21 protein-coding genes are annotated in these 19,036 nt (G+C 34.5%); 17 read left to right on the plus strand and 4 right to left on the minus strand.

What is annotated here, in order from left to right:
• Positions 1–16: 16 nt before the first annotated feature.
• Positions 17–1,021, minus strand: coding sequence for a DHH family phosphoesterase (locus tag CLU97_RS19050; protein WP_121489331.1), 1,005 nt, complete (start codon positions 1,019–1,021; stop codon positions 17–19).
• A 236-nt stretch (positions 1,022–1,257) separates the two neighbouring features.
• Between CLU97_RS19050 and rpmH the strand changes: the two genes are divergently transcribed.
• Together rpmH and CLU97_RS19060 are read left to right on the plus strand one after the other, a co-directional pair.
• Positions 1,258–1,416: a 50S ribosomal protein L34 gene (gene rpmH, locus CLU97_RS19055; RefSeq protein WP_039365072.1), complete on the plus strand. Its 159-nt coding sequence runs from the start codon at positions 1,258–1,260 to the stop codon at positions 1,414–1,416.
• A 154-nt stretch (positions 1,417–1,570) separates the two neighbouring features.
• The gene (locus CLU97_RS19060; RefSeq protein ID WP_089689521.1) at positions 1,571–2,281 is read left to right on the plus strand and encodes a cell division ATP-binding protein FtsE; all 711 of its coding nucleotides are present in this window, start codon (positions 1,571–1,573) and stop codon (positions 2,279–2,281) included.
• A 54-nt stretch (positions 2,282–2,335) separates the two neighbouring features.
• On the opposite strand, the gene CLU97_RS19065 is transcribed toward CLU97_RS19060, so the two are convergent.
• The 3 genes from CLU97_RS19065 to CLU97_RS19075 are packed head-to-tail and all read right to left on the minus strand — an operon-like array spanning position 2,336 to position 5,068.
• Positions 2,336–3,028: a tRNA1(Val) (adenine(37)-N6)-methyltransferase gene (locus tag CLU97_RS19065; protein WP_121489332.1), complete on the minus strand. Its 693-nt coding sequence runs from the start codon at positions 3,026–3,028 to the stop codon at positions 2,336–2,338.
• Positions 3,028–4,482 carry a sensor histidine kinase gene (locus CLU97_RS19070; RefSeq protein WP_121489333.1) on the minus strand — a complete coding sequence of 485 codons (1,455 nt, stop codon included), beginning with the start codon at positions 4,480–4,482 and terminating at the stop codon, positions 3,028–3,030. Before CLU97_RS19070 ends, CLU97_RS19065 begins: the two co-directional genes overlap by 1 nt.
• Position 4,483: 1 nt before the next feature.
• Complete coding sequence (locus CLU97_RS19075) at positions 4,484–5,068, minus strand: riboflavin synthase (RefSeq protein ID WP_121489334.1); 585 nt, start codon at positions 5,066–5,068, stop codon at positions 4,484–4,486.
• A 48-nt stretch (positions 5,069–5,116) separates the two neighbouring features.
• Between CLU97_RS19075 and pdxA the strand changes: the two genes are divergently transcribed.
• The 15 genes from pdxA (at position 5,117) to CLU97_RS19150 (ending at position 19,017) form a co-directional block, all read left to right on the plus strand.
• The gene (gene pdxA / locus CLU97_RS19080; RefSeq protein ID WP_121489335.1) at positions 5,117–6,208 is read left to right on the plus strand and encodes a 4-hydroxythreonine-4-phosphate dehydrogenase PdxA; all 1,092 of its coding nucleotides are present in this window, start codon (positions 5,117–5,119) and stop codon (positions 6,206–6,208) included.
• Positions 6,209–6,292: 84 nt separating this feature from the next.
• Positions 6,293–6,823 (plus strand): YceD family protein, encoded by a 531-nt coding sequence (locus CLU97_RS19085; RefSeq protein WP_121489336.1) that lies wholly within the window; start codon positions 6,293–6,295, stop codon positions 6,821–6,823.
• A gap of 67 nt (positions 6,824–6,890) precedes the next feature.
• Entirely contained in the window at positions 6,891–7,094 is a 204-nt protein-coding gene (gene rpmF / locus CLU97_RS19090; protein WP_121489337.1) for a 50S ribosomal protein L32, read from the plus strand.
• A gap of 127 nt (positions 7,095–7,221) precedes the next feature.
• Entirely contained in the window at positions 7,222–7,704 is a 483-nt protein-coding gene (gene accB / locus CLU97_RS19095; protein WP_121489338.1) for an acetyl-CoA carboxylase biotin carboxyl carrier protein, read from the plus strand.
• A gap of 98 nt (positions 7,705–7,802) precedes the next feature.
• The gene (accC, locus tag CLU97_RS19100; RefSeq protein WP_047385963.1) at positions 7,803–9,158 is read left to right on the plus strand and encodes an acetyl-CoA carboxylase biotin carboxylase subunit; all 1,356 of its coding nucleotides are present in this window, start codon (positions 7,803–7,805) and stop codon (positions 9,156–9,158) included.
• A 331-nt stretch (positions 9,159–9,489) separates the two neighbouring features.
• On the plus strand, positions 9,490–10,737 hold the full coding sequence (gene rocD, locus CLU97_RS19105) for an ornithine--oxo-acid transaminase (RefSeq protein ID WP_121489339.1): 1,248 nt from the start codon (positions 9,490–9,492) through the stop codon (positions 10,735–10,737).
• Positions 10,738–11,526 carry a glycosyltransferase family 2 protein gene (locus CLU97_RS19110; protein ID WP_121489340.1) on the plus strand — a complete coding sequence of 263 codons (789 nt, stop codon included), beginning with the start codon at positions 10,738–10,740 and terminating at the stop codon, positions 11,524–11,526.
• Between the two features lies 1 nt (position 11,527).
• Complete coding sequence (locus CLU97_RS19115) at positions 11,528–12,292, plus strand: polysaccharide deacetylase family protein (protein WP_121489341.1); 765 nt, start codon at positions 11,528–11,530, stop codon at positions 12,290–12,292.
• A gap of 54 nt (positions 12,293–12,346) precedes the next feature.
• Positions 12,347–13,093 carry a glycosyltransferase family 2 protein gene (locus CLU97_RS19120; protein ID WP_121489342.1) on the plus strand — a complete coding sequence of 249 codons (747 nt, stop codon included), beginning with the start codon at positions 12,347–12,349 and terminating at the stop codon, positions 13,091–13,093.
• A 4-nt stretch (positions 13,094–13,097) separates the two neighbouring features.
• Positions 13,098–14,078: a hypothetical protein gene (locus CLU97_RS19125; protein ID WP_121489343.1), complete on the plus strand. Its 981-nt coding sequence runs from the start codon at positions 13,098–13,100 to the stop codon at positions 14,076–14,078.
• 21 nt (positions 14,079–14,099) lie between these two features.
• Complete coding sequence (locus CLU97_RS19130; RefSeq protein WP_121489344.1) at positions 14,100–15,089, plus strand: hypothetical protein; 990 nt, start codon at positions 14,100–14,102, stop codon at positions 15,087–15,089.
• On the plus strand, positions 15,086–16,033 hold the full coding sequence (locus CLU97_RS19135; RefSeq protein WP_121489345.1) for a hypothetical protein: 948 nt from the start codon (positions 15,086–15,088) through the stop codon (positions 16,031–16,033). Before CLU97_RS19130 ends, CLU97_RS19135 begins: the two co-directional genes overlap by 4 nt.
• A gap of 5 nt (positions 16,034–16,038) precedes the next feature.
• On the plus strand, positions 16,039–17,250 hold the full coding sequence (locus tag CLU97_RS19140) for a glycosyltransferase (RefSeq protein WP_121489346.1): 1,212 nt from the start codon (positions 16,039–16,041) through the stop codon (positions 17,248–17,250).
• On the plus strand, positions 17,247–18,110 hold the full coding sequence (locus CLU97_RS19145; RefSeq protein WP_121489347.1) for a glycosyltransferase: 864 nt from the start codon (positions 17,247–17,249) through the stop codon (positions 18,108–18,110). Before CLU97_RS19140 ends, CLU97_RS19145 begins: the two co-directional genes overlap by 4 nt.
• A 22-nt stretch (positions 18,111–18,132) precedes the next feature.
• Positions 18,133–19,017 carry a hypothetical protein gene (locus CLU97_RS19150; protein ID WP_121489348.1) on the plus strand — a complete coding sequence of 295 codons (885 nt, stop codon included), beginning with the start codon at positions 18,133–18,135 and terminating at the stop codon, positions 19,015–19,017.
• Positions 19,018–19,036: the final 19 nt, after the last annotated feature.

A 19,036-nucleotide genomic window follows, 5' to 3' on the forward strand; every position in this document is an offset into this window, starting at 1 on the left:
CAGGCTATTTTCCTTCTTATAACCCTTCTTCTTTTACTTTCTCTTTAAAGTTGATAATTGTCCCGGCTAAAGAGTCTAAAGATTTTCCTCCGGCTGCGTTAATATGCCCGCCTCCGTTGAAATATTTTCTTGAGAATTGATTCACATCCACATCATCTTTACTTCTGAAAGAAATCTTAACGAAGTCTTCATACAGATCTTCCATAAAGAATGCAGACATTTTTACTCCGGCAATGCTCAGTCCATAATTTACAAAGCCTTCTGTATCTCCTTTCTGGAAACCAAGTTCTTTCAGTTCATTTCTGGTAAGACTTAAAACAGCCACAGTTCCGTCATTTACTACTTCTATTCTTCCCAAAACCAAGGCAAGCAAATGCAGGCGGGAAACGGTGTTGGTATCCCATGTATTGGAGGTAATCATGGCAGGATCTGCACCATGTTCTATAAGGTTTGCGATAATTCTGTGTGTAGTGGCACTGGTAGAACGAAAACGGAAACCACCGGTGTCTGTCATAATTCCGGTATAAAGGCATTCCGCCATATCCTGATTCACCAAATTTTCATCATTCATCGCTTCAATGAAATGATAGATCATCTGTGAAGTAGCAGGAATTACCGTATCAGAATATACAAAGTCAAATTGTTCAGGCTGCTGGTGGTGGTCAATAAGAATTTTCTTTCCCGGAGCTTTTACCAGCCAATCTCCCAACAATCCGATTCTTGACGGAGAATTAAAATCCAGACAGAAAATAACATCTGCTCCTGCAATCATATCAGCGGCTAGTTTTCTCTTATATTCTGCAATAATAACTTTTTTAGCCTCCGGCATCCATTTCAGAAATTTCGGAAAATCATTAGGTACAATAACCTCTGCCAAAATTCCTTTTGCTTTCAGATAATGCTTCAATCCCAGGCTTGATCCAATAGCATCTCCATCCGGATTATAATGGGTAAGGATCACTATTTTGCTATCCTGGGTAAGTAATGTATTAATATCTAAAAGTTCTGCTGGTGTAAACATCCGGTGTTTATTTTTCGTTAAAATTAAAGTTTTCAAAGATAGAGCTTTTATATAAATCATTTAAATATTATTTTTGCACCGGAAAATGGTTTTCCTATCTGGGTTTATAAAATGCCTGACCGAAAAACATTACATTTAATTTTAAAAAAAGATAATTAAAATTTGCAACTTATAAAATTTTACATATCTTTGCAACCTGAAAATTAATAGATTAATTACGATTTAAACATATAGTAATGAGTAAAAGAACATTCCAGCCATCAGAAAGAAAAAGAAGAAACAAACACGGTTTCAGAGAAAGAATGTCTACGCCAAATGGAAGAAGAGTTTTGGCTGCGAGAAGAGCTAAAGGCAGAAAGAGTTTAACTGTAAGTGCTGCACGCGCTAAGAGATAATCTTTTTATTATCATATACAAATCATGCTTGAGAAGTCCCTTTTCAAGCATTTTTTGTTGTTAAAATTTACTAAAATTTAGGCTAGATCAACATCTTTTTTCTATTTTTAAAAGCTGAAATATTTTTGTTAGAAACAGTCTTTAAAATTAAATTATGCCACATACACATATCTCCGGAGACAACATTATAAGTTTACAAAACGCAAAGATTGCGCAAAAAAACTTCACTGTACTTTCTGATGTAAATCTTAACATTAAAAAAGGTAGATTCTGCTATCTTATCGGAAAAACAGGTTCCGGAAAAAGTTCCCTTCTGAAAACGCTTTACGGACACATTCCATTGGCATCAGGACACGGAGCTGTTGTAGGATTTGACCTGGCAAAGCTAAAACCGTCTGACATTCCTAATCTAAGAAGAAAACTAGGAATTGTATTCCAGGATTTCCAGTTGCTTTCAGACAGAACCGTTGAGAAAAACTTAAAGTTCGTTCTTGAAGCTACAGGATGGAATGATAAAGTGAAAATGGAAGACCGAATTAATGAGGTTTTAGGAAGTGTGAACATGAAGAGCAAGAAGCATAAAATGCCTCACGAACTTTCCGGAGGTGAGCAACAGCGTATCGCTATCGCCAGAGCCCTTCTTAACCACCCGGATCTTATATTAGCGGATGAGCCTACAGGAAACCTTGACCCTGAAACTTCCAACGAAATTATGACGCTGCTAAAGCAGGTTGCCCTTGAAAACGGCGCTGCGGTAGTAATGGCAACACACGATTATCATATGATTCAAAACTTCCCTGGTGAAGCCATCAGATGTGAAGACGGAAAAGTTTCTGTATTGGATACTTCAGAATTATTTGAATAAGAATGTAAAGATGAAGAAAAGTTGGAATTAACTAAAATCTAATCTCTAACTTCTTTACTTAAAAACATGAAACTCTTTGGTGAGTTCAAGATATTGGTCCGAGTATTTTCTCGGACTTTTTTCTATAATAAAGTCAGATTCGTTGATTTCTTTTTCTTTCGAGGAAAATTCCAGAACTAATCTTTTAGTCTTCGAGTTTTCAATTCCTTTGATATTGATTCTACGGTTCAGAAACAGACCATTTTCTTTTCCAACAGAAATAAAAACATCTCCTGCTTCAACAGGAATAATTACCGAAAAAATGCCGTCTTGGGATAAAAGCAGTGATGCTTTAGAAATTAATTGTATAAAGTTCAATTCCACCGTCTGGCGCGCAATTTTATCTTTATCTGATCCCGATTCTTCAAAGTAAGGAGGATTGGAAACAATCAGGTCAAAACGTTCTTTCGTTTCTAAAGTTTTAAAATCCTGAAACTTATTTTTAAGTCTTGTATGAAAAGGAGAATTTTCAAAATTAAGCTCAGTAACAGCAACCGCCTCTTCATTAATATCCAATCCTAAAAAAAGAGCTTTCTCATTTCTTTGTGCCAGCATCAAAGAGATCAATCCCGTACCTGTACCTACTTCCAATACATTGGAAGCATGCTCAACATCTGCCAAAGCACCAAGCAGAACACCATCTGTTCCCACACGAAAGACGTCCTTAGACTGCTGAATCTGAAATTGTTTGAATGTAAAAGGTTTCACTATAAATTGGTAGGCAGTGTAATAATGAATGTAGATCCCTTCCCTACTTCTGATTTCACAGAGATCTCCCCTTTATAATCTTCGATCATTTTTCTCACCATAGACAAGCCAAGCCCCATTCCACTGCTTTTAGAAGTGAAATTCGGTTCAAAAATTCTCTCATACATATTCTCAGGAATCCCGACCCCGTTATCCTGAACAGAGATAATTACTCTTCTCTGATGCTGTTCCACATCTACATTGATGATGAGTTTTCTTTCGTCACTTTCTGCCTGTTTTGCATTGGTAACAAGGTTGGTTATAATCCTGGAAAGATAAATCCTATCCATGTTGATCATAATATTACTCTTATTGGCATGCATGAAAATGCTGTCATCATTGAATACGCGGAGAATATCTTCAACTTCTGTATTCAGGTTGATCACTTCATTATTTTTTTCGGGCAGCTTTGCAAATTCAGAGAAAGCTGAAGCTACTGTCGCAATCAGGTCTATCTGATCCACAATCGTTTTACTCATCTGTTTTACTCTCTCTTTGATATTCGGATCTTCCGGATCAAATTTTCTTTCAAAATTCTGAATGGTCAATTTCATAGGAGTCAATGGGTTTTTCACCTCATGTGCCACCTGCTTTGCCATTTCCCTCCATGCTTCTTCAGATGCTTTAAACCTCAGCCTTTCTTTCTGATCCTGAATCTGGAGAATCATTCTGTTATAAGCTCTTGCCAAAGCATTAAGCTCATCATTTTTATAATATCTGATAGGACGCATTTCATTTTCAAACAATGTAATACGGGTAATCATATCAGAGAATTTCGTAATGGTCTTTGCCAGACTGTTAGAGGTTACCCAACTGATCCAGATGCTGAATAAAATAAGGAAAATATCAACTAAAAGAATATATTTTACATACTGGTGAAGAACATCCAGATAGGCAGATTCATTATGATATAAAGGAATATAAACAATCCCTACCGGCTCAAGCTCATTGTTTTTCAGCAAAAGATAGGAAGAGGTAAGTTTAGCATCTTTAGCTGTATCATACCTTACCATATCTACTCTTGCATCGGTCGCCAGAATTCTATTGACAATCTCGATAGGAATGGTTTTCTGATCTATTAAAGCTTCATCTTTATTGGAAAGCAGATAATCTCCTTTCAGATCATAGATAACAATATCATGCTGATTGATATCCGCAATTTCAAAAATTTTGTTTCCTAAAACTTTCGGAAGGTCCTGCGTTTCTACAAGTGTCTGGCTTACGGCATAATCCAGATACCGCATTACAGCATTGGTTTTCTCCTGCATGTCAATATTACTTTGCTGCATAGAGTTATTTCTCAGTACAAAGTATGGAACAAGTGAAGTAGCCACTACACTTAAAAAACATACCAGGAGGAAACCAAAAAACACACGGTTCCTTAAGCTATATCCTTTATATTTATTAATTGACATTCTACTTTTTAATTAACCTAGCAATATACTTACCAATGATATCAAATTCCAGGTTTACTTTGTCACCAATTTTCAAATGTTTCATATTGGTAAATTCCCATGTGTAAGGAATAATGGCTACAGAGAACTGGGCATCCTCACTTTTAGCCACGGTAAGACTGATTCCGTTTACCGTAATAGAACCCTGTGGTACAGTTACAAAACTTCCGTCATTCTCATATTTCATCGTAATAAAATAACTTCCGTCTTTATTTTCAATTCCCACTACTTCACCGGTTTTATCCACATGCCCCTGAACAATGTGACCATCCAATCTTCCATCCATCTTCATGCAACGCTCAAGATTTACAACGGTACCCAATTCCCATTTTCCAAGGTTTGTTTTTTCCAGAGTTTCGTTAATAGCGGTTACTACATATTGGTTGTCTTTTATCTCAACAACAGTAAGGCAGCAGCCGTTATGCGCAAGACTCTGATCAATTTTTAATTCGTTTGTGAAAGGGCATGTCAAGGTAAAATCTATATTGCTTCCTTTTTCTTCAATCTTCTCAATAACACCAACTGCTTCAATAATTCCTGTGAACATATTATTTTTTGCTAAATTTGTAAATTATAATCTTCAAAGATAATCAAAATGAGCCCAAAAAACCATAAAGTACGAGTAGGAATTTCAATAGGTGATTTCAACGGCATCGGCCCGGAGATCATCATGAAGTCTCTGAATGACAAAACCATTACAGATTTTTTCACTCCTGTAATTTTTGGTTCGGGAAAATTATTCACCTATCAGAAAAATATTTTTAAGCTAAATCTTAATTTCAACTACATTAACGAAGCTTCACAGGCTCAGGCAGGAAAACTGAATATGGTGAACCTTACCAAAGAAAACGTAAATGTAGAATTGGGAGTTCCTACGGAAGAATCTACGAAAATGGCGATAGATTCTCTGGAAGCAGCTACTGAAGCTTTAATGAAAGGAGAGATTGATGTTCTGGTAACTGCTCCTATCAACAAGGATGAAATGGTGAAAATGGGCTTCAAACATGCCGGACACACTGGATATTTTGAGGAGAAATTCAACAAAAAGGGACTGATGTTCCTTGTGACTGAAGATCTTAAAGTAGCCGTTTCTACGCACCATATCCCTATTGCACAGATTGCTGAAAATATTTCCAAGGAAAAAATAAAGAAGCAGATTAAAGTATTAAACCAAACATTGATAGAAGATTTCTATATTCAAAAGCCTAAAATTGCGGTGTTGGGATTAAATCCTCACGCAGGAGATGGCGGAGTTATCGGAAATGAAGAAATTGAAATCATCATCCCTGCTATCAAAGAACTTTCTGACAACGGAATATTGGCATTTGGTCCTTTCCCTGCAGACAGCTTCTTCCAGCCTAGCAAATACAAAAATTTCGATGCCGTTTTAGCAATGTATCATGATCAGGGATTAGCACCATTCAAAACACTCGCTTATGAAGAAGGGGTAAATTATACTGCAGGTCTTCCTTTTATCAGGACATCTCCGGATCACGGAGTAGCATATGATATTGCGGGAAAAAATGTAGCCGATGAACAGAGTTTTACAGAAGCTATCTTCACAGCAATTAAAGTTTTCAAGAACAGAAGTGAATACAGCGAACTGATGAACGGCCGCCTACAGCCAAGAAAAATGGTTGTAGACAACGGAATAGATGAAGATCTACCGGATGAAACTGAAGCATAAATCTTTAAAACAAATTTTAATTTAATTTGTTTCGGATTTTATTTGTTATTATAAAAAAAATGCATATTTTTGCACACTCATTTTATGGACAAGTTAAGAAACTATGACGTAAGCTTTTCCGGACTAAAAAACGGAAAACACGAGTTCAGGTTTGAGATAGATAAAACGTTCTTTCAATTATTTGACACTGAACAGGAATTTACAAATCCTAGAATAGAAGTACATGTATCTCTTGATAAGCATACTACTTTTTTAGAATTTGAGATAAAAATTAAAGGATTGGTAGAGTTGGTTTGTGACATTACAAACGAAAATTTCGACTATCCTATTGAGAATGAAATCAAGATTTTGGTGAATTTCGGGGAAGAATATGATGACAGCAATGAAGATGTCATTACCATTCCGAGTACAGAGCATGCCTTCAACGTAGCCCATTTGATCTACGAAAATGTAATGCTTTCTATCCCAATGAAAAAAATTTCACCGAATGTAAGTGATAAAGATCTTGAAATTCTTGATCAGTTCAGTCCTAAAGATATTGAGGGAAATGAAGAGGAAGAACATGAAAGTGATCCCCGATGGGATGCTTTAAGAAAGTTAAAAGACAATAATTAAATAGAATAATTTAAATATGATGAGATGATGAATCTCATCGCTCATCAATTAAAAAAGTTATTAGAAAATGGCACATCCAAAGAGAAGACAATCGTCCACAAGAAGAGATAAGAGAAGAACTCACTACAAAGCTGTAGTTCCTCAATTAGCTAAAGATACAACAACAGGAGAGCTTCACCTATACCACAGAGCTCACTGGCATGAAGGAAAACTTTACTACAGAGGTAAAGTAGTATTGGAAAAAGAAGTAGCTGCTACTGAAGAAAACTAAGAGACGCTTTTCACTGAAAAAGCCTCATTTTAATACAAAAACCGCCCAATTTTGATAAAATTTGGCGGTTTTTTGTTGTTTTTTGCGTTTTTTTGGTATCTTTGAACCAAAATCAAATATCAAATTTATGGACATTAAAGACATACAAAATCTTATTAAGTTTGTATCTAAAGCTGAAGTATCAGAGGTGAAGTACAAAACTAAAGATTTCGAAATCACTATTAAAACTCCATTAGCTGGAAGCGATGCTGTTTACGCACAACCTGCAGTATACCACACTGCTCCACAGGCAGCAGCTGCTCCGGCACCTGTTGCAACTCCAGCTGCTCCGGCTACAGAGAAAGCTGAAGCTGCATCTGATGACAGTAAATATGTAACCATCAAGTCTCCAATGATTGGTACTTTCTATAGAAAACCATCTCCTGATAAAGATGTATTTGCAAATGTAGGTGACGAAGTTTCTGTTGGTAAAGTAGTTTGCGTTATTGAAGCAATGAAACTATTCAACCAGATTGAATCTGAAATCAGTGGAAAAATCGTTAAGATTTTAGTTGACGATGCTACTCCTGTAGAGTATGACCAACCTTTATTCTTAGTAGATCCATCTTAATTTCGAAGTTAGATGTTAGACATTAGATGTTAGATTAAATTCTACATTAAAATAACATTATCTAATTTTCAAATTATCTAATTTTCAAATTGAAGAAGATGTTCAAAAAAATATTAATAGCCAATCGTGGCGAAATTGCAATGCGTATTTTACGTACTTGTAAAGAAATGGGGATCAAAACCGTTGCAGTATATTCTACTGCTGATAAAGACAGTCTTCACGTAAGATTTGCTGACGAAGCGGTATGTATTGGCCCTGCAATGAGTAAAGACTCATATCTTAAAATCCCTAACATTATTGCTGCTGCGGAAATTACCAATGCTGATGCCATTCACCCAGGTTACGGATTCTTATCTGAAAATGCTAACTTCTCAAGAATCTGCCAGAAGAACGGGATCAAATTTATTGGTGCTTCTCCTGAACAGATTGAAAAAATGGGAGATAAAGCGAATGCTAAAGCTACCATGAAAGCAGCTGGTGTACCATGTGTACCAGGTTCTGACGGATTAATCGAATCTTATGAGCATGCTGTAAAAGTAGCTGAAGAAACAGGATACCCTGTAATGATTAAAGCTACTGCCGGTGGTGGTGGAAAAGGGATGAGAGCCGTTTGGAAAGCTGAAGACCTTAAAGATCACTGGGAGTCTGCCATTCAGGAAGCTGTAGCTGCCTTTGGAAATGGAGGTATGTATATGGAAAAACTGATTGAAGAACCTAGACACATCGAAATTCAGGTTGCTGGTGACCAATTTGGTAAAGCTTGCCACCTTTCAGAAAGAGACTGTTCTGTACAGAGAAGAAACCAGAAACTAACTGAAGAAACACCTTCTCCGTTCATGACAGATGAACTTCGTGAGAAAATGGGTGACGCTGCTGTAAAAGCTGCTGAATTTATTGGGTATGAAGGTGTAGGAACTATCGAATTCCTTGTAGACAAGCACAGAAATTTCTATTTCATGGAAATGAATACAAGAATCCAGGTAGAGCACCCTATTACGGAACAGGTAATTGATTATGACCTGATCAGAGAACAAATTCTTCTTGCTGCAGGAACTCCTATCTCAGGAATCAACTACTACCCGAAATTGCACTCAATCGAGTGTAGAATTAACGCAGAAGATCCTTATGCAGACTTCAGACCGTCTCCGGGAAAAATTACAGGATTAAACATCCCTGGTGGACACGGAATCAGAGTAGATACGCACGTGTATTCCGGATACAGTATCCCTTCTAACTACGACTCTATGATTGCTAAGCTTATCACTACGGCTCAGACCCGTGAAGAAGCTATTGCTAAAATGAGACGTGCCCTTGAGGAATTCTATATTGAAGGAGTAAAAACTACCATTCCTTTCCACAGACAGCTGATGGATAATGAAGATTATCTTGCAGGAAACTATACTACAAAATTCATGGAAGATTTTGTAATGGATAGAAAATATGATAATCACTAAGATTATTTAAAAATATATAATGAAGCTGCCTCTTTTTGAGGCAGCTTTTATTTTTGGTCATCAATACAGAATCCGTTCAGATTAAATATTATAAAGATAACTGGAACGCTCCAATATCTTTCGTTAATAAAAATTAATCAAGAAACGGAAAATAAAAAACCCGCCATAAGAAAGATATAATACCTAAAAAACTATCTGTCTACAAAGAAAATATTTTCTAATACGACATGATTACACCCAAAATTTACTTCAAATATATCCCAAAACCCTATTGTGCATTTGTTCATGTATATCATTAATATTGTGTAATTTTGTTGAAAATCAAAAAAATATGTCAACAGCAGAACAAACAAAAAACTCACAGTATTTTATTGACCTTGAAGACAAACACGGAGCACACAATTACCACCCTCTTCCAGTAGTTCTGGATCGTGGAGAAGGTGTTTTCGTTTGGGATGTTGAGGGCAAAAGGTATTATGATTTTCTTTCAGCATATTCTGCCGTGAACCAGGGGCACTCCCACCCTAAAATTGTAGGAGCTTTGGTAGAGCAGGCTCAAAAACTTGCTTTAACTTCAAGAGCATTCTACAATTCCAAATTAGGAGAATACGAACAGAAAATAACAACTCTTTTCGGATTTGATAAAGTTTTACCCATGAACTCCGGAGCGGAAGCTGTGGAAACGGCTGTAAAACTTGCCAGAAAATGGAGTTATGAAGTAAAAGGAATTGCAGAAAACGCAGCAAAAATTATCGTTTGTGAAAACAACTTCCATGGAAGAACCACAACCATTGTTTCTTTCTCTAATGATCCGGATGCTAATCAAAACTACGGACCTTTTACTCCTGGATTTATCAAAATTCCTTATAACGATATTGCAGCTTTGGAAGATGTTCTTAACAGAGAAGCAGGAAATATTGCAGCATTCCTTGTAGAACCTATTCAGGGAGAAGCAGGAGTATATGTTCCGGATGAAAACTTCCTTAAAAACGCCTCTGAACTATGTAAAAAACACAACGTTCTTTTCATTGCGGATGAAGTTCAGACGGGTATCGCAAGAACAGGAAGACTGATTGCCTGCCACCACGAAGACGTACAGCCGGATATTTTGATTTTAGGTAAAGCCCTTTCCGGAGGAATGTACCCTGTATCTGCTGTTTTAGCAAATGACAACATCATGAATGTTATTAAGCCTGGGCAACATGGTTCAACATTCGGAGGAAACCCTATTGCATGTGCAGTAGCCGTAGCAGCACTGGATGTAGTAGCAGACGAAAAACTATCTGAAAGAGCTGAAGAATTAGGAAAGCTTTTCAGAGCTGAAATTGAGAAGCTGATAGAAAAGACAGACCTTATTACCAAAGTAAGAGGAAAAGGACTTTTAAATGCTATCCTTATCAACGACACACCTGACAGTTCTACCGCATGGAATCTTTGCCTGCAATTAAAAGAAAACGGACTTCTGGCAAAACCTACACATGGTAATATCATCAGACTGGCACCGCCATTGGTAATTACTGAAGAGCAGCTACTGGATTGCGTGAAGATTATTGAAAAGACTATTCTCGAGTACAAATAAATGGCTCTTTCCCTTGCAATCATTACTTATAATGAAGAAGAAAACATCGTAAGGCTATTAAACTCTCTGGCAGACACAGCGGATGAAATTATTATTGTTGATAGCTTTTCTACAGATAAGACCAAAGAAATTTGCACTCAGCAATATCCTCAGGTAAAATTCTTTGAGAAAAAATTTAATGGGTATGGTGAACAAAAAAACCATGCCCTTAATTTATGCTCTCATGAATGGGTTCTGTTTCTGGATGCCGACGAAGTTCCTGATGAAGATATGAAAAGATCTATAAAGAAAATTATTTCTACAGAAAATACGGAATTCAATGTGTATGATGCAAAATTCAATAACCATCTTGGGATACACCTGATCAAATACGGAGGCTGGGGAAATGTGTACCGTGAAAGACTTTTCAGAAAAAAATACGTCAAATATTCTGATGATAAAGTACACGAATTTTTGATTACCGATCAGAAATCCGGACTTCTGGAAGGAAATCTGGATCACTACACCTATAAAAGCATTCACCATCATGTCTCAAAAATCAATAAATATTCTGATATGATGGCAGAAAAGATGTTTGAAAGAGGAAAAAAAATCAATAGATTCAAAATCATTGTAAGTCCTATTTTTGAATTTATCAAAGTATTCATCTTCAAACGAGGCTTTCTTGACGGATTTCCCGGATTTTACATTGCCAAAACGATGTCTTATTACACTTTTTTAAAATATATTAAACTGTATGAAAAAATAAGACTGGTGAAAATGGAAATAGAAAAAAATAGAATAAAATAGCATGATTCTGTGTCTTATTCCTGTTGTATCGGCGGTATTTATCGCCATCTATTTCCGTCTCTATCTATTGGCTTTTCCGCATAACAAACTGATTATTCTTATGTACCATCAGATTGAAAAAGAAAGCCATGAAGATCTTACAGTAAGCTTAAAGAACCTTGAACAGCAGTTTTCATATCTAAGCCGTAAAAAATACACTTGCCGGTTCTTTTCAGAACTTACTACTTCTGCTAAAAAGAATATCATCATCACGTTTGATGACGGCTACAGAAATAACCTTGAATACCTGCCTTCTTTACTGGAAAAATACAGTCTGAAGGCCACTATTTTTATCCCCACAGGATTCATAGAAAACGGATATAAAAATTATCATATGATGACCTTTGATGAAATCAGAAGCCTGGATAAAAAATATTTTGAAATTGCTCTTCATACCCACGCCCATGAAAGCCTGAAAACCAGACATTTCGACCTTATAGAAAAAGATCTAGAAAAGAATATGCAAATTCTTGATGCCCACAGCATAGCTTACTCAAAGGTTTTGGCATATCCTTATGGCAAATATCCCAATAAAGGAAAAGAAAAATCTGCTTTTTTTTCTGTTTTAAAAAAAATAGGAATTGATTTTGCAGTAAGAATTGGAAATAGAGTTAATTACTACCCAACCCGGCATCCATACGAACTATGCAGAGTTGATATAAAAGGCAAAGATTCGATAATAAAGTTCAAATTAAAACTTATCTTTGGAAGATTAAAACTATTTTAAAAAACAATTTTAAAGGGGTATTTTACGTACTTCTCTATCAAACAACCCGTTGTGATGAATATAAGTGGTTTAATCATAACATATAATGAGGAAAAAAATATACAGGATGTTCTGGAGTCTTTTGATTTCTGTGATGAAATAATAGTAGTAGACTCTTTTAGTACGGACAAAACTGTAGAAATTGCAAAGAAATTCTCTAATGTAAAAGTGATTCAAAATAAATTTGAAGACTTTACAAAGCAAAGAAATTTAGCTCTGGATGCTGCAAAAAATGACTGGGTATTATTTTTGGATGGTGACGAAAGAATTACCCCGGCACTGAAACAGGAAATCATTAATGAGCTGAATAAACCCGGGCAAAAGGATGCCTACTTTTTTTACAGGAAGTTCTTTTTTGCTCAGAAACCGATTCAGTTTTCAGGAACACAGGGAGATAAAAACTTCAGACTGTTCAGAAAATCGAAGGCCAGATATATGGCGGAAAAAAAAGTACACGAAACTCTGGAAGTTAACGGAAGCATTGGGATTTTAAAAAATAAATTACTACATTACTCCGTTTCAGATTATGAATCTTATAGAAAAAAAATGATTCATTACGGAGTTTTAAAGGGGAAAGAACTGGCTGCAAAAGGGAAAAAGTACAGTGTTTTAGTTCAATATCTTAAAACAGCTTTTAAATTCTTTAAAGCCTACATAATGAGATTAGGTGTTTTAGACGGAAAAGAAGGATATCAGTTATCTTATCTGCAGTCTTTAAGCGTTTACGAAACCTATGAATCATTAAAAAAAGAGCAAAATTAGTTGAATGAAGATTTGCGTTATTAGTTTTGATTTTTGGGGATACGACGAGCATATTGTGGAAACATTGTGTAGAAAAGGTATTGATGCTCATCATATAAGAATGGGATCTGTAACACATTCTAACTTCAGTGAGCGAGCTACCAATGCTGTAAGCAAAATCTTTCTTAATAAAAATTTAAAAACAGAAAAGAGACAAAAATTTGTTTTAGAATCTCTGGAGAAACTAGGACATCAGGATCAGATTCTGGTATTGAATCCTGATACTTTTGATTTGTCTACCCTTGAAAAAATAAGGGAATATTCTGATCGTCTTATTACTTATCTTTATGATAGTCTGGACAGGGTGCCTGTAGAAAAAGAAAAACTGAATCTTTTTGATAAAATACTTTCTTTCGATATTGCAGACGTTCAAAAATATAATTTTGAAAAGCTCACCAATTATATCTACCTTCCACACCTTTGCAGTAAACAGCAAAAACCGAAAATGGATCTTTTTTATATTACATCTTATGATAATAAAAGAGTTGCATTTATAAAACTACTTACAAAAAGGCTGCTTGAGGTAAATTTAAAATTCCAGATTATTGTTATTGGTAAAAAAGGATGGAAGCACCAGCTTAAGAATATTTTTATTAAAGTACCGGAAAACCTTCATATCATTTTCAGTATCAAAAAAATTAGCCACAAAAAACTTCCGGAATTCTATAAAAATTCCAGAGCTTTGCTGGATCTTACCCGTGAAAACCAATATGGTTTGAGTTTCAGGGTTTTTGAAGCTATGGCTTTAGAAAAAAAGATCATAACAGATAATGAATTTATTAAGAACTATGATTTTTATAATCCCAATAATATACTGGTCCTAAATGACACCTGTAGTAATCTGGATAAGTCATTCTTTGAAATTCCTTATGAAAAAATTTCTGATGAAGTTTATAATTATTACACACTCAATCAATGGGTAGAAAGAGTTTTTCAATTACCCTAAATATATTGTGACCTAAAAATCATGCTTACACATACAGATCAATCAAAAATAATCATATTTTGTCCTCCAAATAGTGTTACCGGAGGTCCCGAAGCTTTGCATCAACTTGCTGATAAGCTCTATCACCTGGGAATTAAAAATGTTTTTATGCATTATATTCCTCAAAGAAAAAATGCAAAACCTGTTAATTATAATGTTTATGCTACAACAGAAATTGAAATTGTAGAAGATAAGCCTGAAAATATTCTGATCATCCCGGAATCTATGACTTTCCTGATAAAAAAATACCCTGAAAGCCAAAAAGTAATATGGTGGTTAAGTGTAGATTTTTATAAAATTTTAATGGATCACAGAATAAGACGACAAAGTTTCTTCACTAAGTTATTCTATAAACAAAACGATAAAGAATATCATTTTGAACATTTACCCAATGTGTTTCAATGGGCTCAGTCTTACAGGTCTTCCATCTATATAAAAGATCATGGTATTCCTGCCAGCCAGATAGATTTTGTCTGTGATTATATTAATCCGAGCTTTTTAAAGAATACGGATAGAATAGAAAAAGATCTTTCTAACAAAACTATTTTATACAATCCGAGAAAAGGAAAAAAAGAGGTCTCTGAATTGATTAAGAATTCTCCGGAGTTGCAATGGATTCCTGTACAGAATATGAATGCCGACCAAATTAAAGATTTGATGGCAAAATCATTATTATATGTAGATTTTGGAGAAAACCCGGGAAGAGATAAAATGCTGAGAGAATCTGTATCTCAGGATTGCTGTATTATTTCCGGAAAAAACGGATCTTCTGCATTTTATGAGGATTTGATGATTCCAGATGAATACAAATTCAATTTCACTGAAAAGGCAATTCCCGAAATTATTGCAAAAATAAAAGAGGTTTTAAACCACTATCCTGATCATATTTCACAATTCAGCACCTATAAAAATATGGTTTTGAATGAAAAAATTGCATTTGAAAATAAGCTGAAAGAAATATTTAAAAAATGACGTCAAAGAAAATTACTTTAATTTACCCTTTTGCGTATGGTTATCTGGATTTTGTTGTTCAGGAGCTGAGTTCTCATCATAATATTGTGGTCACTGATATTAAAACAGATACTATAAAATATAAGTATCCCAATATTTTTGTAAAAGTCTGGAATGGCATTACCAAATTATTTGGGAGTAACATAAAAAAGAAATATTTCAATCAGCAGATTCTAGACCGGATAAAAGAGAAGCAGGATATTATTTTTGTGATCAGACCGGATATGCTGGATGATTCTTTGTTAAAACAATTAAAGAATAATACAGAGACATTTACAGCGTATTTATATGACAGCTGTAAAAAATTTCCGAGACAGCTTGAAATCACCCATTTTTTTGACGAAATTTACTCGTATGAAAAAGAGGACATTAAAAAATACAACTTTATTGAAACGTCTAATTTCATTTATGATGAGACCTTAGAGCCGGAAGAAATAAAGTATGACATTTTCAATGTTTCGTCTTACGATTCCAGAATTGATGAAATCAATGCGGTTTCAACAGCTTTGGCTGAAGGTGGATTAAATATTTATTTTGTATTATTTTGGTATCAGAAATTGGAATATCCTCATTTAATTTCAACCACAAGATATCTTTCACTTGATGAAACCAAGAAATTGATTGCCCAGTCTAAAGCAATGATTGACATTCAGAGAAAAGATCAGAAAGGATTATCTTTCAGAACGTTTGAAAGTTTAGGGTACAGAAAAAAACTCATTACAACCAACACAGCAGTACAAGAATACGAATTTTATCACCCCAATAATATATTAATAATAGACAGCAACCATTTAAATACTGACAAGATTAAAAACTTTCTGAAGCTGGATTACCAGGAAATTTCTCAAGATATTATTGATAAATACAGTGTCCGAAACTTTACAAAGAAAATATTCAAATTATAAAGATCATGGGTATCAAAAGAAAAATAAAAAATTATATATACTTAAAGAGGCATTATCCTTTATCTGTAAAGAACATTACTCCTGATCCTGATAAAAAGAATGTTCTGATTGTAGACAGCCAGATTCCTACATTTGATAAAGACTCTGCATCTAACAGGATTACCGAAATTGCAAAATTTCTGGGTAAGCATTATAATGTCTACCTGATGGACTGGAGAAAGGCCATTCCCAAGCTGGAATCAAAAAAATATATCCAGAACCTAAATGATCATAATGTAATGGTGTATACTCCTTTTATAGGCAAATACGGCATTATGAAGGGTAAAAAGCATTTTATCAACAGTCTTCTTCCCAAACTGGACTTTGTGTGGTGCCACAGACCTGAACTTTTTGAACATTATTTGGATTTTTTCAGAAAAAAAGCACCGCAGGCTAAGATTGTTTATGATATGGTAGACATCCATTATCTTAGAATGGAAAGAGGTCTTGAAATAAAATACGATAAAAACAGAGCCAAAGAACTGGTACACTATAAACATATAGAAACTGAGCTTTGTAAGCAGGCTGATAAAATAGCAGTAATCAGTGATAAAGAAAAAGAGTTTATGACCGCATTTGTGGACCAATCTAAACTTTTTACAGTAAGCAATGTTCATAACTTAAAAGTGAAACCGGAAGATATGCCGCCATTTGAAAAAAGGGATGGTATTTTCTTTATCGGAACTTTTTTGCATGATCCTAATGTGGATGCAGTAGAAATCCTTTATCACCATATTATGCCTTTGGTATGGAAAGTATTACCAGATCTAAAGATCACCATCATTGGTTCGGAAGCACCTGAATCTATTGAAAAAATGAATTCTGAAAGATTTGAAATTGCAGGCTTTGTAGAAAATATTATTCCTTATTACGAAAAATGTTTCGCTTCGGTTTCACCATTGAGATTTGGAGCAGGGGTAAAAGGTAAAATCGGCCAGGCATTAGAATATACTCTTCCGGTATTAACCACTGAAATTGGTGCTGAAGGTATGTTTTTGGAAAACGGAGTTACTGCCTTAATTTCAGGAAATGAAGATTATCAAAAATTTGCAGATAACATTATTGAAATCTGTACCAATGAATCTACCTGGAATACGCTGCACAATAATTCTGAGAAAGCCATTTACCCATTTTCTATTGAAGCTCAGAAAGAAGAAATTTTTAAAATGTTGCAATGACAGATTTAGCTATAATTATTTTGAATTATAATTCTTTTGAGGATACTACCAGGGGGGTTAATGCTTTACTGAGCCAAAATTGTCAGGAAAAATCAATCTATGTTGTAGATAATAACTCTTTAGACAAAGATAAAATTGCAAAATTCGGATCGCAAAAAGGCATCAATTTTATTATCAGCGATAAAAATGGTGGGTATGCTCATGGTAATAGTTTAGCCATAAAGCAAGCTATAAAAGATGAAAAAAAAATCTTCCTATTGCTTAATCCTGATATTGATATTGATATTTCTACTATTGAAACTTTATATAGAGATCTGCAGGAAAAGAAAGATCTTGGCGTTGTAGGTCCTAGAATATGTTACAGGAATGACAAAAATAAAATCTATTCAGATGGGGGTCTGCTGCATCCTGAAAAAGGTTTTGTAGGAGAGCATGTACATTTCAATGCCAATAAATTAAAAGTACAAAGTCTGTCTTATAATTACAATATAGATTATGTTGACGGCAGTGTTTTTATGTTCAGAAAAGAGATTTTGGATGAAATAGGATTTATGAACGAAAAATTTTTCATGTATTATGAAGAATCTGAATGGTGCTTACGGGTCTTAAGAAAAACGCAATGGAAATTAGCTGTGAACACCAATATATCTGCTTTTAATATCTATAGTGAAAAAGGAAGTTTTTATGAATATTATATGACCCGAAATCGTTTTTGGCTTTGCCGTTTATATAAAGGTAATATAAAGTATGTAAAAAAAGAACGGTGGAAATTGGCGAGAAAAGCTTTTAAAAGAGGAGATTTTTCTTTAGCAAAAGCATATGTAAGAGGCATTATGGATGGTATTTACTCCAAATTATAATCATTAAATTTTATTAAAAATTATGAGTAAAAATAAAAACATGATCAAAGCAGGTTATCTTCTATCCTATGACTATTCCTATATATTTACCTCTCTTCATCATATTTATGAACATGCAGATTGTATTGTAATAAGTTATGATGCCAATAATAAAACTTGGGCGGGAAATGATATATCTATTCCTGAAAGTGTTTTCAGTGATATAAAAAAATTGGATACCCAGAATAAAATCATATTTTACAAAGACACTTTTTTCATTGATGGAATGCAGCCCATGGAACTGGAAACCAGGCAGAGAAATATGATGGCAGAAAAAATGGGTGCTGGCGGCTGGCATATCCAAATAGATGGAGATGAATATGCATATGATTTCCAGACATTAGCTCAATTCTTGAAAAGAAATAAATATCTGTTAAAAAATCCAGCTAAAAATCCTATTAATTTTCAAGTCAACTTTGTTACATTATTTAAACAAAATCCTGAAGGTTACTTTGTAATTACGCCTTTTGATGAGAAATGTATGCTGATTACAAACTATCCTCAATATGAATATGCAAGAAATACAAATAAAGGCAGAATTCTCGCACTGAATTATTATTTAATTCACCAATCCTGGGCAAGAGAGGAAGAAGAAATTTCAGAGAAGATTAATAATTGGGGACACAAAAATGATTTTGATACCTCAGAGTTTTTAAATTCTTGGAAGAAAGTTAATGCTGACAATTATAAAACATTTATAGATTTCCATCCTTTATATAAAGGTATTTGGAAAGAGTTATCTTTTTTTCCTGCAAAAAATATTGATGAATTTATTGTTTCATTTTTAAATAAATATCCGCAAGAGAAACTAAACCTAGACTTATCTTTCACTAAAAAAATAAAACTCTGGTTAAAAAGTCTTTTTTAATAAGGGGGGGGGGGGGATT

It is taken from the genome of Chryseobacterium sp. 7 (assembly GCF_003663845.1).
Classification (GTDB): Bacteria; Bacteroidota; Bacteroidia; order Flavobacteriales; family Weeksellaceae; genus Chryseobacterium.

Bases quoted from the DNA above. Each gene is read 5' to 3' on its own strand.
- CLU97_RS19050 (WP_121489331.1), bottom strand. From the start codon at position 1,021: ATGTTTACACCAGCAGAACTTTTAGATATTAATACATTACTTACCCAG.
- rpmH (WP_039365072.1), top strand. From the start codon at position 1,258: ATGAGTAAAAGAACATTCCAGCCATCAGAAAGAAAAAGAAGAAACAAA.
- CLU97_RS19060 (WP_089689521.1), top strand. From the start codon at position 1,571: ATGCCACATACACATATCTCCGGAGACAACATTATAAGTTTACAAAAC.
- CLU97_RS19070 (WP_121489333.1), bottom strand. From the start codon at position 4,482: ATGTCAATTAATAAATATAAAGGATATAGCTTAAGGAACCGTGTGTTT.
- CLU97_RS19075 (WP_121489334.1), bottom strand. From the start codon at position 5,068: ATGTTCACAGGAATTATTGAAGCAGTTGGTGTTATTGAGAAGATTGAA.
- pdxA (WP_121489335.1), top strand. From the start codon at position 5,117: ATGAGCCCAAAAAACCATAAAGTACGAGTAGGAATTTCAATAGGTGAT.
- CLU97_RS19085 (WP_121489336.1), top strand. From the start codon at position 6,293: ATGGACAAGTTAAGAAACTATGACGTAAGCTTTTCCGGACTAAAAAAC.
- rpmF (WP_121489337.1), top strand. From the start codon at position 6,891: ATGGCACATCCAAAGAGAAGACAATCGTCCACAAGAAGAGATAAGAGA.
- accB (WP_121489338.1), top strand. From the start codon at position 7,222: ATGGACATTAAAGACATACAAAATCTTATTAAGTTTGTATCTAAAGCT.
- accC (WP_047385963.1), top strand. From the start codon at position 7,803: ATGTTCAAAAAAATATTAATAGCCAATCGTGGCGAAATTGCAATGCGT.
- rocD (WP_121489339.1), top strand. From the start codon at position 9,490: ATGTCAACAGCAGAACAAACAAAAAACTCACAGTATTTTATTGACCTT.
- CLU97_RS19110 (WP_121489340.1), top strand. From the start codon at position 10,738: ATGGCTCTTTCCCTTGCAATCATTACTTATAATGAAGAAGAAAACATC.
- CLU97_RS19115 (WP_121489341.1), top strand. From the start codon at position 11,528: ATGATTCTGTGTCTTATTCCTGTTGTATCGGCGGTATTTATCGCCATC.
- CLU97_RS19120 (WP_121489342.1), top strand. From the start codon at position 12,347: ATGAATATAAGTGGTTTAATCATAACATATAATGAGGAAAAAAATATA.
- CLU97_RS19125 (WP_121489343.1), top strand. From the start codon at position 13,098: ATGAAGATTTGCGTTATTAGTTTTGATTTTTGGGGATACGACGAGCAT.
- CLU97_RS19130 (WP_121489344.1), top strand. From the start codon at position 14,100: ATGCTTACACATACAGATCAATCAAAAATAATCATATTTTGTCCTCCA.
- CLU97_RS19135 (WP_121489345.1), top strand. From the start codon at position 15,086: ATGACGTCAAAGAAAATTACTTTAATTTACCCTTTTGCGTATGGTTAT.
- CLU97_RS19140 (WP_121489346.1), top strand. From the start codon at position 16,039: ATGGGTATCAAAAGAAAAATAAAAAATTATATATACTTAAAGAGGCAT.
- CLU97_RS19145 (WP_121489347.1), top strand. From the start codon at position 17,247: ATGACAGATTTAGCTATAATTATTTTGAATTATAATTCTTTTGAGGAT.
- CLU97_RS19150 (WP_121489348.1), top strand. From the start codon at position 18,133: ATGAGTAAAAATAAAAACATGATCAAAGCAGGTTATCTTCTATCCTAT.